This window comes from Kitasatospora sp. NPDC048715 (genome assembly GCF_043198905.1).
GTDB classification, from domain to species: domain Bacteria; phylum Actinomycetota; class Actinomycetes; order Streptomycetales; family Streptomycetaceae; genus Kitasatospora; species Kitasatospora lactacystinica.
Genome location: NZ_JBICVH010000015.1, coordinates 114,396 through 127,864, shown reverse-complemented (window position 1 = coordinate 127,864; position 13,469 = coordinate 114,396). Strand labels below are relative to the sequence as shown.

At 74.4% G+C, this 13,469-nt stretch carries 16 protein-coding genes; 7 read left to right on the top strand and 9 right to left on the bottom strand.

Annotation, left to right across the window (positions count from 1 at the left end):
- Positions 1-11: 11 nt before the first annotated feature.
- Complete coding sequence (gene galE, locus ACGFSC_RS26965; protein WP_359902616.1) at positions 12-1,028, top strand: UDP-glucose 4-epimerase GalE; 1,017 nt, start codon at positions 12-14, stop codon at positions 1,026-1,028.
- A 13-nt stretch (positions 1,029-1,041) separates the two neighbouring features.
- On the opposite strand, the gene ACGFSC_RS26960 is transcribed toward galE, so the two are convergent.
- Entirely contained in the window at positions 1,042-1,734 is a 693-nt protein-coding gene (locus tag ACGFSC_RS26960) for a lytic transglycosylase domain-containing protein (RefSeq protein WP_359902613.1), read from the bottom strand.
- A 71-nt stretch (positions 1,735-1,805) separates the two neighbouring features.
- Positions 1,806-2,012, bottom strand: coding sequence for an antitoxin (locus tag ACGFSC_RS26955; RefSeq protein WP_359902610.1), 207 nt, complete (start codon positions 2,010-2,012; stop codon positions 1,806-1,808).
- A 267-nt stretch (positions 2,013-2,279) separates the two neighbouring features.
- Between ACGFSC_RS26955 and ACGFSC_RS26950 the strand changes: the two genes are divergently transcribed.
- Complete coding sequence (locus ACGFSC_RS26950; RefSeq protein ID WP_359902608.1) at positions 2,280-2,885, top strand: DUF6542 domain-containing protein; 606 nt, start codon at positions 2,280-2,282, stop codon at positions 2,883-2,885.
- The gene (locus ACGFSC_RS26945) at positions 2,878-4,506 is read left to right on the top strand and encodes an LCP family protein (RefSeq protein WP_359902605.1); all 1,629 of its coding nucleotides are present in this window, start codon (positions 2,878-2,880) and stop codon (positions 4,504-4,506) included. Before ACGFSC_RS26950 ends, ACGFSC_RS26945 begins: the two co-directional genes overlap by 8 nt.
- A 22-nt stretch (positions 4,507-4,528) precedes the next feature.
- Here the strand turns inward: ACGFSC_RS26945 and ACGFSC_RS26940 are convergent, their stop codons facing one another.
- Positions 4,529-4,861: a hypothetical protein gene (locus tag ACGFSC_RS26940; RefSeq protein ID WP_359902602.1), complete on the bottom strand. Its 333-nt coding sequence runs from the start codon at positions 4,859-4,861 to the stop codon at positions 4,529-4,531.
- The gene (locus tag ACGFSC_RS26935; protein ID WP_359902599.1) at positions 4,858-5,685 is read right to left on the bottom strand and encodes a nucleotidyltransferase domain-containing protein; all 828 of its coding nucleotides are present in this window, start codon (positions 5,683-5,685) and stop codon (positions 4,858-4,860) included. Before ACGFSC_RS26935 ends, ACGFSC_RS26940 begins: the two co-directional genes overlap by 4 nt.
- A gap of 121 nt (positions 5,686-5,806) precedes the next feature.
- Here ACGFSC_RS26935 and ACGFSC_RS26930 point away from each other — a divergent pair, with 121 nt between their 5' ends.
- Positions 5,807-6,241, top strand: coding sequence for a DUF4259 domain-containing protein (locus tag ACGFSC_RS26930; RefSeq protein ID WP_359902597.1), 435 nt, complete (start codon positions 5,807-5,809; stop codon positions 6,239-6,241).
- Between the two features lie 22 nt (positions 6,242-6,263).
- On the opposite strand, the gene ACGFSC_RS26925 is transcribed toward ACGFSC_RS26930, so the two are convergent.
- Complete coding sequence (locus ACGFSC_RS26925) at positions 6,264-7,523, bottom strand: MFS transporter (RefSeq protein WP_359902594.1); 1,260 nt, start codon at positions 7,521-7,523, stop codon at positions 6,264-6,266.
- Positions 7,524-7,658: 135 nt separating this feature from the next.
- On the opposite strand from ACGFSC_RS26925, the gene ACGFSC_RS26920 reads away from it, so the two are divergent.
- Positions 7,659-8,102: a helix-turn-helix domain-containing protein gene (locus ACGFSC_RS26920; RefSeq protein WP_359902591.1), complete on the top strand. Its 444-nt coding sequence runs from the start codon at positions 7,659-7,661 to the stop codon at positions 8,100-8,102.
- A 340-nt stretch (positions 8,103-8,442) separates the two neighbouring features.
- The gene (locus tag ACGFSC_RS26915) at positions 8,443-9,783 is read left to right on the top strand and encodes a streptophobe family protein (RefSeq protein ID WP_359902588.1); all 1,341 of its coding nucleotides are present in this window, start codon (positions 8,443-8,445) and stop codon (positions 9,781-9,783) included.
- A 104-nt stretch (positions 9,784-9,887) separates the two neighbouring features.
- Here the strand turns inward: ACGFSC_RS26915 and ACGFSC_RS26910 are convergent, their stop codons facing one another.
- From ACGFSC_RS26910 to ACGFSC_RS26900, 3 genes are all read right to left on the bottom strand, one after another.
- Positions 9,888-10,394 (bottom strand): hypothetical protein, encoded by a 507-nt coding sequence (locus ACGFSC_RS26910; RefSeq protein ID WP_359902585.1) that lies wholly within the window; start codon positions 10,392-10,394, stop codon positions 9,888-9,890.
- Between the two features lie 75 nt (positions 10,395-10,469).
- Positions 10,470-10,844 carry a DUF1304 domain-containing protein gene (locus ACGFSC_RS26905; protein WP_359902582.1) on the bottom strand — a complete coding sequence of 125 codons (375 nt, stop codon included), beginning with the start codon at positions 10,842-10,844 and terminating at the stop codon, positions 10,470-10,472.
- Positions 10,841-11,095: a hypothetical protein gene (locus ACGFSC_RS26900; protein WP_359902579.1), complete on the bottom strand. Its 255-nt coding sequence runs from the start codon at positions 11,093-11,095 to the stop codon at positions 10,841-10,843. Before ACGFSC_RS26900 ends, ACGFSC_RS26905 begins: the two co-directional genes overlap by 4 nt.
- A 178-nt stretch (positions 11,096-11,273) precedes the next feature.
- Here ACGFSC_RS26900 and ACGFSC_RS26895 point away from each other — a divergent pair, with 178 nt between their 5' ends.
- Positions 11,274-12,623: an acyltransferase gene (locus ACGFSC_RS26895; protein ID WP_359902576.1), complete on the top strand. Its 1,350-nt coding sequence runs from the start codon at positions 11,274-11,276 to the stop codon at positions 12,621-12,623.
- Positions 12,624-12,648: 25 nt separating this feature from the next.
- On the opposite strand, the gene ACGFSC_RS26890 is transcribed toward ACGFSC_RS26895, so the two are convergent.
- Complete coding sequence (locus ACGFSC_RS26890) at positions 12,649-13,437, bottom strand: DUF3050 domain-containing protein (RefSeq protein ID WP_359902574.1); 789 nt, start codon at positions 13,435-13,437, stop codon at positions 12,649-12,651.
- Positions 13,438-13,469: the final 32 nt, after the last annotated feature.

The window sequence follows — 13,469 nt, the reverse complement described above, 5'->3', positions numbered from 1 at the left end:
AGCGTCCGCGCATGAAGAAGGTCCTGATCACCGGCGGCGCGGGTTTCATCGGCAGCACCGTCGCCTCCGCCCTGCTCGACCGGGGGATCACCCCGGTCGTGCTGGACGACCTGTCCCGGGGCCGGACCGAGTTCGTCGCGGACCGGGTCTTCTACCGGGGCGACATCGCCGACGCGGCCCTGCTCGACCGGATCTTCGCCGAGCACCCCGACATCGACGCCACCGTGCACTGCGCCGCGAAGATCGTCGTACCGGAGTCGGTGGCCAAGCCGCTGTACTACTACCGGGAGAACGTCGCCAAGACCGTCGAACTCCTGGAGGCCCTCCAGCGCCACGGCTGCACCCGGGTCGTCTTCAGCAGCTCCGCCTCGATCTACGCCCCCACCCCCGACGCCCGGGTCGACGAGAGCAGCCCGGTCGACGCCGGGAGCCCGTACGCGCGCACCAAGCAGATGATGGAGCAGGTCCTCCAGGACTGGACCCGGGGCGAGGGCGCCGAGCGCCAGCGGGTCATCGCCCTGCGCTACTTCAACCCGATCGGCGCCGACCCGCAGCTGCGCACCGGCCTCCAGGACCTCCGGCCCACCCACGCCCTCGGCAAGCTGATCGAGGCGCACACCACGGGCACCCCGTTCACCGTGACCGGCACCGACTGGGCGACCCGCGACGGCTCCGGCATCCGCGACTACGTCCACGTCCAGGACCTCGCCGAGGCGCACGTCGCGGCGCTGCTCCGGTTCGACGAGGTGATCGCCCCGGGCGTGGCGGACCGCTACCGGGTGATCAACGTCGGCACCGGGGACGGGACCACCGTGCGGGAACTGATCGCCGCCTTCGAACAGGCCGTCGGCACCGGCCTGGAGGTGCGGGAGGCGGGCCCGCGGCCCGGGGACGTGATCGGCTGCTACGCCGTCGTGGACACCGCACGGGACCTGCTCGGCTGGCAGCCGCGGCGCGGCATCGCCGAGGGGGTCGCCGACGCGCTGGCCTGGCGGAGGGTCTGGTCCGCCCGGATCGGCGTCAGCTGACCGCCGGAGGCTGTCAGGCCACGGCCTCGCCGGACTTCGACCAGTTGTCGCGCAGCCGGTCGAGGTAGGACTGCGCCTGGGAGCCGATCTTGACGCCCCGGGCGAAGGCCAGCATGTTGCCCGCGCCCGCGTTGTAGCCGAGGGCGACCAGCTCGTCCCGGGTGAGCGGCACGCCCGGGCGGGCGGGCAGCTGCGCGGCGAGGTCGTGCAGGTGCCAGGCGGCCGCCTGGACGGCCAGGTTCCGGTCGTCCGGGAGCTCCTCCCACTGCCGGGAGGCGAACGGGCGGCCGGGCTTGGTGTCGTCGAAGGCGGCCCGGTGCATGTTGGCGATGCCGAACGAGGCGTCCGGCTTGCCGCGCTGCCAGGCCCGTTCGAGGTCGGGGTCGTGCGGCTTGTACGCCTCGTTGTAGAGGATCGCCATCAGCAGCTGCGGGTTGACCCCGGCCTCGGCGGCGTACTGGCGGACCGGTGCCGCGTAGTCGGCCGGGTCGTAGCGGCCCGAGGGCTTCGAGGGTTTCGACGGCGGAGCGGAGGAGCCGGCCGACGGTGCGGTGCCCGGGGAGGGGCCGGAGGCGGCGGTCGGGGAGGGGTCGGCGGAGGCCGCGCCGTCGTGGCCGTTGCCGCGGACGAGACCCAGTCCGGCCACCACCACGACGCCGATCACCAGCCAGCGTCCCCGGCCGGACCCCTTCTTCTCCTCGCTCACCGCTGCCGCCCCTCCCCGTTCGCTCGTGCGCCCGTTCGAGCGCCGTGCGGCTGATCGCTCCCTGCGGCAGGTTACTCGGCGGGCTTCTGGTCGCCGTCGAGGTTGCGCAGGAAGTCCTTCGCCTTCTCGACGCCGGTGTCGATCTGCCCGCTGTACTTGCCGTCCGTGCGGTCGTCGATCGCGTCGCCGACCTTGTCCAGGCCCTGCCCGATCACGTCGCCGTGCTCGCGGGCGAGGTCGGTGGCCTTGTCCGCGAGGTTCTTCAGACTCTCAAACATGGTGACGCTCTGCTCCTCTGATGCGTTCCTGATGGTGTGCCGACGTGGCGGGGATCGTGACCATCCTAACGACGGCCCACCAGGCGGTTCGTCGCCGCCGGGTGACGGCGGATGACTTTGCTGAAATGGGTTCGTATGCTCAGGCCATCTTCTACAGCGATGTAGAGGGTGGGGTCCCCACCAGGACGCCACCAGGACCGAAGGCGTCCCGGCACGCGCGGCGGCGCGATCGCTCCGCCGCGGCCGCAACGATCGAGGGAAGTGCGCATGGCCGGTCAGCGGGCGAGAACGCCGTACCAGGACGCGGGACCGCGCACCGAGGACCGCGCCCTGCCCGCGCAGCGCTCCCGGGCGGCCGGTGCGGGCGGTCCCGGGAGCCCCGCGGCGCCCGGGGCGGCCCGGACACCGCGCCCCGGGGCGGCCCGCCGCCGCCAGCAGGCGCGTCGTCGCGGCGCGACGGCGGCCGTGCTCTCGGCGGTCGGGCTGCCGCTGCTCGGGGCGGTCGCGGACGAGGTCGACGGACCGGGCATCAGCCTCCTCTTCGCGGTGGGCTCGGTGCTCGGGACGGCGGCCGCCGCACTGCTGTGCAGCCGGGCGGGCCGGTGGTGGGTGGTGACGGCCGCGCCGGTCGTGGTGCTGCTCACCGCCTCGGGCGTCGAGTACCTCGCGCACCCCGGGACGTACCAGGGGAAGAACCTCGGCACCGGCGCGCTGCGCTGGGTGGTCGGAGCCTTCCCGGTGATGGCCGCGGCCGTCGCGGTGGCGTTCGCCGTGGTCGCGGTCCGCGCCGTGCCGACCCGCCGCCGGGTGGTGCCGCAGCGCCGACGAACCGGCCGGACGGCCGCCCCGGTCGGAAGGGGCCGCCGTGGCTGAGCGCGGCAGCAGCCGTACCGGCGGCCGCGGTCAGCGCGGGCAGCGCGGTCAGCGCGGGCAGGCCGCGCGCCGCGCCGCCGCCCCGCTGACCGTCGCCGGGCGCACCCTGGCCTGCACCGTCTCGGTCGCCGTGCTCGGCGCCAGCGGCTTCACCTGGTACGAGTACCGCAGCCTGGACGACGGCATGGTCAAGTCCTCCGCGCTGAGCGAGGCCAAGAAGAACGCCCCGCCGCACCTCGACAAGTCCGTCAACCTGCTGCTGATCGGCCTGGACAGCCGCAAGGACATGGACGGCAACGACCTGCCCAAGCAGTTCGTCGAGGACGAACTGCACGCCGGCTCCAGCGGGATCGGCGGGTACAACACCAACGCCCTGATCGTGCTGCACATCCCGGCCAACGGCGGCAAGGTCACCGCGCTCTCCGTCCCGCGCGACGACTACGTGCAGACCGTCGGCGCGGACGGGAGGATGCACAAGATCAAGGAGGCGTACGGCATCGCCAAGGAGGCCGCCGAGCAGAAGCTGGCCGGCAAGGGGCTCTCCAAGGCGCTGCTGGAGCGGCAGAGCCGCGAGGCCGGCCGCTCGGCCACCATCCAGACCGTGCAGAGCCTCCTGGACGTCCCGATCGACCACTTCGCGGAGGTGAACCTGATCGGCTTCTACGACATCGCCAAGGCGGTCGAGCCGATCCAGGTCTGCCTCAACCACCCGGTGGACGACCCGATCATCGCCCGGACCGCCACCCACGAGGGCGGCGGCACCGGCCTCAGGCTCCCGGCCGGGATCAGCTCCCTCAAGGCCGCGCAGGCACTCTCCTTCGTCCGCCAGCGCCACCACCTCACCAACGGCGACCTCGACCGCACCCACCGGCAGCAGGCGTTCCTCTCCTCCGTCGAGTACAAGCTCAAGCAGCAGGGCATCCTGAACGACCTCGGGCAGATGCAGAAGCTGTTCGCGGTGGTGAAGAAGGACGTGGTCATCGACAACGAGTGGAACATCCTCGACTTCGCCCAGCAGGCGCCCAACCTGACCGGCGGCAACGTGGAGTTCAACACCCTGCCGATCAGCGGCTTCAGGACGGTCGGCGGGCAGGAGGTCAACACCGTCAACCCGGACCTGATCAGGAAGATCGTCCGGCAGCTCTTCAACCACGAGCCGGCGCCGGCCCCGCCGGCCGCCGCGCCGCCCGGGGACGGGCCGGGCGAACCGGCCCCGTCGCCCTCCGCCACCCCGAGCACGGCGCCCAAGGCGCTGGTCGACGTCAACGCGGCCGCGGGGGCGGGCGCGGCGGCCGACGAGTCCAGGGCGCTGGCCGAACTCGGCTACCAGGCGGGCCGGATCGGCGACGCCCCGGCCAGGACCCGGGCCACCACCGTCGCGTACGGGTCGGGGGCCAAGGCCGACGCACAGCACCTCGCCGCCCGCTACGGGGTGAACGCCTTCTTCTCGTCGGCCGTCCCCGCGGGGCGCATCCTGCTCACCCTCGCCGTCTCCCGCACCCCCGCGCCGACGGCCGTCCCCTCGGCCGCCGCGGCCGGCGATCCCTCCGCCGACCCGGCGGCGGGGCTGCCGATGCAGGGGCCGGCGGTGAAGGCGGGCGGGATCCCGTGCGTGGACTGAGGCCCGGCCGGCGGCGGGGAGTTCAGCCCCGGCCGGGGCGGGTGTCCCGGAGCGGCTCCCGGTCGAGGACCTCGACGTACACGATCCGCCCGCCGACGACGTCCAGGACGAGCATGCCGTGGGCCGGCGAGAGCGGGACGCACCGGTGGTCCGGGCCGTAGGGCCGACCGTCCGGGCGCGGTTCCGTCCTGAAGCTCTGGCAGAAGCCGTCACCGCAGCCGCACTCGGCGACCAGCCGCAGGCCCCGGGCGGCGACGGCCGGTTCGTGCTCGCCCTCCTCCTCCAGGAGGTCGACCAGTTCGTCGAGCAGGTCCGGGAAGACCTCGCGGAGCAGCGGGTGCTGCGGCGCCGTCACGGGCGGGGCGCCTTCACGCCGTGGACGGCGGCGTACTCGGCGGCGAGCCAGGGGCCCAGGTCGTCGACCAGCTCGGTGAGGGCGGCCCGGTCGGCAGTGGTGGCGGCGGTGCGGGCGACGGTGACGGCCAGGCGCGCCTGGGCGGCCCGCTCGGGGTAGTAGCCGGCGAAGACCTCGGCGGAGGCGGCGAGGTCGCTGGTCCAGCCGCCCCAGCGGGGCATGACCAGGGTGAGGCAGCTGCGGACGAGATGGCGGGAGACGGCGCGGGCGAGGCGGCGCAGTTCGGCCTCGGGGTCGGCGGCGGTGTCGGCGGCGGCCAGGCGTTCGCGCCAGCGCGGCAGGAACAGGGCGAGGTCGCCGTTGGTCTCCCGGGCGAGCAGCGGGGTGGGGCGGTAGCGGGGGAGCCGGGCGGCGAGGTCCTCGCCGAGCAGCGGGGTGCAGAGACAGGCGACGAACCAGCCGAGGTCGTGGCGTTCGAGCTCGCTCAGCAGGGTGTCCGTGCCGGCGAGCACCACGCCGACCCCGTTCACCTGCGCGAACTCGCCGTCGAGCGCGGCTTCGAGGGCGTCCGCCCCGGCCCGGTCCGTGGCGGTGGGCTCGTGGTGCAGGGCGAGCAGCAGGTCGAGGTCGGAGACGCCGGGGGTCGCGGTGCCGCGCGGGACGCTGCCGTAGAGGTAGGCGCTGTGCAGCCGGTCGGGGCCGAAGGCCGCGGCGATCCGCTCGCGGGCGGCGGCGACCACCGGCGCGAACGCGGGCGGCACGCGGTCCAGCGAGCCCTCCCGTGCGATGCAGCCGTCCCGGTCCAGTCCCTGAGTGGTGGTCATGGGGGCACTCTGCCCCACCCCCACCCGTGGTGACCAGCGATCATCCGGCGGCCCGGCGGATTGTCAGTGGGGCGTGCAAGCATGCGACGCACACGAACACGAGAGGCGTGAGGGGATCGGCATGGGCACCTGGGACATCGGGCACTTCGACAACGACTCGGCGGCGGACTTCGGCGGCGGTCTGGACGACGCGGCGCCGGGCGAGCGCGAGGCGCTGCTCCGGTCCGCGCTGCTGTGCGCCGTCGGGTCGGAGGAGTTCCTGGACTCCGACGAGGCGGTGGAGGCGGTCGCCGCCGCCGCGCTGGTGGCGGCGCAGTGCCCGGGCGGGGCGGCGGTGACCACGGCCTACGGGCCCAAGGAGCCGATACCGCCGCTCGCCGCCGAGCTGCGCCCGCTCGCGGTGGCGGCGCTCGACCGGGTGGTGGCGGCGGAGTCGGAGCTCGCGGAGCTGTGGGACGAGACGGAGAGCGGTCCGGCCTGGCGCGAGGGCATCCTGGAGCTGCGGGCGGTCCTGGCCGCGGCGGTGTCGGCGGACGCGCCGGTGGCCGGGAGCTGAGCGGGCCCGGGGCGATCGGCCGTCACGTGCGGGCCGCCGTCCACCAGTAGCCGAGCGCGGTGAGGCTGGTGGCGGCGCCGAGCAGGCAGACGGCCGTCCAGCCGCCGTGGTCGTAGACGACGGTGGACAGGATCGCGCCCGCGCCGCACCCGGCGGAGTAGAGCAGCATGTAGCCGGCGGTCAGGCGGCTCCGCGCCTCGGGGCGGAGCTGGTAGAGCAGGTGCTGGTTGGCGACGTGGAGGGACTGCAGGCCGTAGTCGATCACCACCATGGCGAGCACCAGCCACCAGACCGAGTGCGGCAGCAGTGCGGCCGGGAGCCAGCCGACCAGCATGGCCACCAGGCCGATTCCGGCGGTGCGTTCGGCCCGGCCGCGGTCGGCCTGACGGCCGGCGTACCCGGCTCCGAGCGCTCCGGCGGCGCCGGCGAGGCCGAAGAGCCCGATCTGGGTGTGGCTGAGGTTGAACGGCGGTGCGGCGAGCGGGAGCACCATCGGGGTGAGCAGCACGGTGACGGAGGTGAAGCCGAGCAGGGCGAGGACGGCCCGGGTGCGGAGCACGCGCTCCTGGGCGAAGAGCGCGAACACCGAGCCGACCAGGCGCGGGTAGCCGATCCGCTCGGCCGTGCGGTGCCGTTCGGAGGGGACGGCGGCCGCGACGGCGAGGGCCATGGCGGCGGTCGCGACGGCGGAGACGAGGTAGACGGCCCGCCAGCCGGCCAGGTCGCCGATGGTTCCGGCGACGGTTCGGGCGAGCAGGATGCCGATCACGATGCCGCTGGTCACGGTGCCGACCACGCGGCCCTGGTCGGCCGGGGCGGCGAGTTGGGCGGAGTGGGCGACGACCACCTGGGCGACGACCGCGAGGACGCCGACGGCGGCCATCGCGGCGAGCAGCAGCGGAGCGGAGGGGGCGAGTGCGACGGCGAGGAGGGCGAGGACGGACAGGCCGAGCTGGGAGGTGATCAGGGTGCGGCGGTTGACGAGGTCGCCGAGCGGCACGAGCAGCAGCAGGCCCAGGGCGTAGCCCGTCTGGGTGAGGGTGCCGACCAGGCCGATGGTCGCCGGGTCGATGCCGTAGTCCTGGGCGATCAGGTCGAGCAGTGGCTGCGAGTAGTAGACGTTGGCCACGGCGAGGCCGCAGGCGACGGACAGCAGCCAGGCGACGGCGGGTGACAGGCCGCGCGACGGGGCTCCGCCGGGGATGCCGGACGGGTCGGCGGTGGCGTCCGTGGCGTCCGTGGCGGAGGCGGCGGAGGCGGTTGTGCGGGCGGGCGAGGTCATGGGCGGGGCTCCCTCGAACGGCACGGTGGTTTCAAAGTGCTACCGCGACACCATGGCATAGCCTGGTTTTAATAAGCAACCACGTCCTGGTCGGTAGGCTGGGCGCCGACCGGTGAGGGCTGAGAGGTGGGAGAAGTGCCGAAACGCACCACGCACGAGGAATCGGCCTGCCCGGTCGCCCGTCCGCTCGACGTCGTCGGGGACGGCTGGACGCTGCTGATCGTCCGTGACGCCTTCGACGGGCTGAGCCGCTTCGGGCAGTTCCAGCGGAACCTCGGCCTGGCCAAGAACATCCTGTCGACCCGCCTGGCCAACCTGGTCGCCAACGGCGTGTTCGACCTCGCGCCGGCCACCGACGGCAGCCCGTACCAGGAGTACGTGCTCACGGAGAAGGGCCGCGCGCTGTTCCCGGTGATCACGGCGCTGCGCCAGTGGGGCGACCAGTGGTTCTTCGAGGAGGGCGAGCCCCGGGCGCGGCTGGTGGACCGTGACTCCGGTGCGCCCGTCGCGCCGGTCGAGGTGCACGCGGCGGACGGCCGGGTGCTGGGCCCCGAGGACACGAGGGTGCTGCTGCCCTGAGGCGCGCCGCCGCCACCGGACGGGCGGCGGCCGGAGGCGGGGAGCGGTGCGGGCGCCGGGTCGGCTCGCCGTTTCGCGGGCGGCCGAGTCGGGCGCGTCCGACCCGGCGAGCCCTGTCGCCGGCTTCCGGCCGCTCCCGCCGCCCCGTCCGCCACTCCCGCCGCCCCCGCCCGTCGCAACAGCGGGTGTGCGGGGCGTCGCCGAGCGTGCCCGCCGGTCGTCGGTCACCCTGGAAACCTCACCGGGCGTCGGCCGGGCGTCCGCCGGGAGCTCGATCGGGCCGATCGAGCCCAGGCCCGCCCCGGGCCCCGGAGCGGCCCGCGAGCGACGAGGAGGCGGCATGCAGCAGCCCACCACCCGGGTCGCGGGCCCGCCCGGCGCCGTACGCGGCTGGCTGGAGGCGCTCGCCGTCGTGCTGGCCGGACTGGTCGCGATGGCGGCGGTGGCCGCGCTCGGCCTCCGGCTGGCCGGCGCCGACGACCTCCCGGACGGCGGCTTCCCCGCCGTGCTGGCCGCGACGCTCGCGCTCGCGGTCGGGGGAACCGTCCGACTCGACGGCGGCGCGGGAGACTTCGCGGCCGTCGGGGCCGGGATCAGCGCGATGCCGCTGAGTGTCTCGGTGGCCGGAGCGGTCGCGATGGCCGAGGTGTTCCTGCGCGGGCTGCGCTTCCGTGCGGTCGCGAGCGGCGGTGAACTGCTCGGGCGGATCGGCCGGACGCTGCTGCTCTGGGCGCTCGCCCTGGTGCTGCTGACCCTCGGCGCCCGGCACAGCTTCGTCGTCCCGCTCGGCGGTGACCTGGCGGAGTCGATCGGCGGAGCGCTCGGGCTGACCCCGGAGGTCGGCTTCCACGCGGACGGCCCGACCACCGTCGGCATCGGGCTGGCCTGGCTGCTGCTGGTGCTCGCGCTCACCTTCGCGGTGTCCCGACGGGCCCCGCTGCCGCCCGCGCTGGTGCGCCACCAACTCGCCGTCCGCCCGGCCGCCTCGGCGCTCTGGCTGGTCCTGCTGGCGTACCTTGCGATCGGTGCGGTGGCCGGGGTGCTGACCGCGATCGTGCACGGCGACGCCCGGCAGACCCTGGCCGTGGTGCTGCTCGCGCTGCCGAACCTGGCCTGGCCGGCCTTCGGCCTGGGACTCGGGGCCGAGTGGCACGGTCGGCTGGTCGGTACGCTCGGGCTGCCCGTGCCCAAGGCGCTCAGCGCCGTGCTGCGCGCCCCCGAGGGCGGGCAGGCGACCGTCGACCTCGGCACCCTCGCGGAGCAGGGTGCCGCCAGCTGGTGGCTGCTGCCGCTGGCCGCCGTCCTGCTGCTCGCGGCCGCCTTCCTGGCGGCCCGCAGTGCGCCGCGCACCGTCCTGCTCCGGCAGCACGCCGTCCGGTTCGCGGTCGCCACCGCCGTCACCGTGCTGCTGGTGGGTCTGTGGAGCCGGGTGGACGCCGCCTACGGGCTCTCCGTGCTCGGCGTCGGCCTCGGCCAGGGCGGTCTGGGCGACCTGCTGGGCGCCGTGCTCGGCGCCGAAAACCCGCTGGCCGCGCTGGGCGGCGGCAGCCTCACCCTGCGCCCGGTGCTGTGGACGGCGGTGCCGCTCGCGGCGGGCTGGGGTCTGCTGACCGGTGCGCTCGGCGCCCTGCTCGCCACCCGGGTGCGCCACCGCGGCGAGCTGCCGGCGGATCCGCGGTGAGGGGCGCCGGGCGAGGAGCACGGAAGCGAGGGGCGGCGATCTCGGCTGCGAGGGGGCGCGGGGTGAGGTGAGGGGGCGCGGGATGAGGGACTGCGCGGACCGGCTCAGAACAGCCGGTGGCCCTGCACCCACATGGTCTTCCGCCCGTTGGCCCGGATCAGCCGCAGCTTCTTGATGCCGTCGTGCACGCTCGCGCTGAACAGCAGCGAGGGGCCGACGATCACGCCCGCGGCGGCCAGGGCGAAGAGCATGCCGAAGTTGTCGACCGCCTGGTCGTCGCCCTCCTCGACGGTCCGGCCGCCCAGCTGGATCAGCAGGGGGACGGTGACCAGCAGCGAGAGCACCAGCAGCCAGCCCAGCGCCCGGTGGATCCGCCGCTTGACCCGCGCCCTGGTGGCGGTCTCCACCCGGACGGAGAAGGAGCGCCGGCAGCGCGGGCAGATGACGCCGATCTCCCGGTCGCCGCCGGTGGGCCGGGGCGAGCCGCCCTCCGGCAGGTGGGCGATGCTCCAGTTGACCTTCGTCACGGAGGCTCCGTGCTCGACGCTCACCCGGCAGCCGAGGCTGACGACGTACCGGTCGCTGATCGGGATCCTGACCACTGCTGCCACCCCCAGCCTCCGCGACCGTCGCGGGGTAGGCGGATCGTAGCCCTTCCGGAGGGCCTCGAAACCGCTGGTGCGGCGTCAGAAAGCCTCGGCCAGAAGGATGATGGCCGCCGGGACGGCCTGACCGAGTGCGCCGCGCCACAGCTTCGGTTCCGAGGTGAACAGGGTGATCCCGCCCGCGACCATGAACGCGGCGACGTAGAGCACCACCGGTCGCCCGGCCCCCGGGTGCCCGGCGTGCAGCAGGACCAGTCCGGCGACCAGGCCGAGTGCCAGGAACAGGTTGTAGAAGCCCACGTTGACGCGCCAGAGCCGGACCTCCGGGGCGTCCGCCGTGCTGCCGGTCAGCACGCGGCGCACCCGTGGGTGTCCGTACAGGAAGCTCTCCAGCGGCCACACGATCAGGTGGATCGCCGCGGCGACCACGGCGAAGACCTGGCTCACGGCGTTCATGGCGGACGGCTCCCTCCTGGCGGGGCGGCGGAGGCGGGTGGGCGGTGGCGGTGGCCGGACGGTGACGCCGGGCGGCCGGAGCGGTCGGATCGGCCCGGACGGGCGGCCGCGGCACCGCGGGCGGGCCGCTGCTCGCGCAGCGCCGGCGGCGGGTCGTCGAGGTGCGCCCGGGCCGGTCCGATCGAGGGCGATCCGGTGCCGGTGACCCGTGCGAGGGGCGGCGCGGCGGGTGCGCCGGGGCGCTTTCCCATGGTGCGCATTCTATCGCCGGTGCGGTCGCCGCGGCGGTCGAAGAGCCCTTCCGGAGTGCGGGATTGGACTGGACCACTGCCTCCGCGCACCACTATCGTTCGGCGTGCCCGCGGATCGCGCGCCGCCGGAACGCATCGCGCGTCGCCGGAAGTCGTCGAGTGCTTCGGAACGGAACCCATGAGCATCTGGCCGCAGTTGCGAAGATCCAGGACGGTCCGGGCCGGGCAGGCCACCGGCCGGGTGCTGCGCTGCGGCCTGATGGACACCATGCTCGCGGACCTCGCCGTCTCGGTCGCGCTCTGCTTCGAGCACCCGCTGGACGACGACCGGCTCGCCGCCGGGCTGGCCCGTGCGCTGGAGCGGGTGCCGGTCTTCGCCGGACGCCTGCGCACCGTCGAGGGCGTCCTGGAGGCGGTCTGCGACGACACCGGCGTGCCGTTCGAGGTCTACGCCGTGGAGGGCACGCTCGCCGAGGCGATGGGCCGGGTGACGGCGCCCGGCTCCGAACTGGTCGCCCCGCTGGACGCCCGCGCCGCGCGCGACGGCGGCGTCCCGCTGCTCACCGTACGGGTGACCCGCACGGCCGACGGCGGCACGGTGCTCGGCTGCTCCTGGCACCATGCGATCGGCGACCTGCACAGCTTCATGCTGCTGCTGCGGGCCTGGTCCGCGGCGGTCGAGGGGGAGCCGCTGCCGGAGGCCGAACTCGTCGACGACCAGGACGAGTTGCTGGCCGAGGTGCTCCCCGTCGAGGACTGCGGCCGGCCCGGCTTCCGGCTGCCCTCGGCGGAGGAGGCGGAGCTGCTGGCCCGCGAGGTGGCGGCCGGGCCGCGCGCCAACCGGCTCGTCCAGATCGCCTTCACCGATGCCGAACTGGCCCGGATGTGCGAGGAGTTCGGCGCGGTGGCCGGGCGCCGGCTATCCTCCGGGGACGTGCTCTGCGCCCACCTCCTGAGCACCCTGCGGGAGCTGGACGGGGACGAGACCGAACGGATGCTGACGGTGCCGGTCAACGTGCGCCGCTGGCTGGGCCTGTCGCCCGCGCTGATGGGCAACCTGCTGAGCGAGGTCCATCTGCCGCACCGGCCGGAGGACGGGCCTGCGGCGCTGGCGGGCGCGCTGCGCACGGCGCTGGAGGAGTTCCCCGCCGTGCACCTCAACCTCCGCGCCAACCTGTGGTTCCTGGCGACCCTCGGCCGCGCGCGGCTGCGCGACTGCGTGCCGCTGGGCTTCGACCCGGCGGCACGCCGGTTCAGCTTCTCCAACTGGAGCGGCTTCGGCGCCTATGCGGTGGGCTTCCAGGGGAGGTGCCCGGTTCTCTTCAGCCCCGCCGCCAACTATCCGATTCCCTGGGTCTGTTGGACGGTGGAAGGGTTCCGCGGCGAGGGCCGGCTGGCCACCGTGGTGCTGCCGGCCCGGCTCGCCGCCCGGGTACGCGGGGCGGAGGGCCGGGCGGCGTTGCACCGCTACCGGCGGGCGGAGGATCAGCCGCCCGCGTCGGCGGCCGTCCTGCCCAAGGTGATCTAGGTGATCCGGGGTCTGTCGTGAAGGACTACTGGAAGGACTGCTCGATCGCCGTCCACAGGCCGAGCCGGGCGCGCAGCGCGGTGCGGACCGTCTCGGCGCAGGAGTCCCACTTGTCCTGGTCGTCGCCGCACAGGTCGATCAGCATCTGCATCGCCATCGGGGTGTGCTGCTCGCCGTCGACCTCGATGTGACGGGCCAGGTAGTCCTTGAAGACGGTGAGCGTGTCCTCGGGGTCGTCGATCCGGATGACCTGGGCGAACATGTCCGGGATCAGGTCCTCGCGGCCGAAGGCGAAGGCGGCGGCCCGGCAGTGCACCGGCGCGTTCTCCACGATCGACCAGGTGGTGGAGGTGAAGTCGAGGGCGGCCTGCGGAACTTCGGCCTTCTTCAGGGCCTCCGGAACGGTGCTGCCGGCGCCCAGCAGGGCCAGGAACTCCTCGATCGGGCGCGGGTCGGCACCGGCCAGCCGCATGCCCACCACGTACAGCTCGAAGTGGCTGGTGTAGCCCTCGCCGAGCTCGTCGCTCTCCTCGACCAGGACGATCTCGTTGATCAGCCGGCGGCTGGCGGTCGGGCCGTTCGGGACCCACGGCACGTCCACACAGGTGAGGTCGCGCTGGAGGCTCTTGAGCAGCGACATGAAGTCCCAGACGGCGAACACGTGGCTGCCGAGGAAGGTGCGGACGCGCTCGATGCCGGTGAGCGAGCGGTACACCGAGTGCTCGACGACCTCGCGGCGCAGCGGGTCGATGGCCTGCTGAAGGCTGCTCAGGCCGGGGTGCGAACGGTCCCAGTGGTAGCGGTTCGTGGACAATGCGACTCCTTGGTGGGCTCGTTGGACAGTCA